Below are 575 nucleotides of genomic sequence, written 5' to 3' on the forward strand. Positions count from 1 at the left end.
CACAAGGGCAAGGGCACAAGGCATCAGCGACGCTTGAAAATGACGGACTTCACCTGCAGGAGCCGCTTGCGGGCGAAGACCAGCAGCACCAGTGTATAGACGGCAGCACAGATGCCGATGGTGGCGGGCAGCCGCACGAGCGGATCGGCATCGGCCAGATAGTTCTGTGTCGCCAGTCCGGCGCCCGACATCGCCAGGACTGCAAGGATCGGCAGGGCGAACGAGGCCAGGTAAGACACGAGTGAAACCTTGAGGATGCGCGCCACCATGTGGGCCGTGGGCAACCACATCACGTAGTTCTGGATGACGATGGCGGTCGTCAGTGCGTCGACCCCCCAGGAATGGTAGAGCAGCACGTAGAGCAGCGTGCCCGCCTGCTTGGCTATGAGATAGTAGAACCAGAGGTTCGCCTGCCCCTGGCTCTTGACCAGCGAAGACTGCAGCACGCCGATGCTGGCGAGGAGCCCGAGCGCGCAGAAGGCCTGCACGGCGACCACGGCGCCGGTCCAGTTGTCCCCGAAGGCCAGGGGGATGAAGTCGTGCGCGATGAGGGCCAGGCCGACAAAGACCGGGAA

The 575-nt window shown here is 63.8% G+C and carries 1 pseudogene; it reads right to left on the reverse strand.

From position 1 onward, the window contains the following. Nucleotides 1–23: 23 nt before the first annotated feature. Nucleotides 24–575: pseudogene (locus QQK18_RS26795) on the reverse strand (hypothetical protein); the annotation flags it as partial.

The organism is Devosia nitrariae, assembly GCF_030160115.1.
In the GTDB taxonomy this organism is placed as follows: Bacteria; Pseudomonadota; Alphaproteobacteria; order Rhizobiales; family Devosiaceae; genus Devosia; species Devosia nitrariae.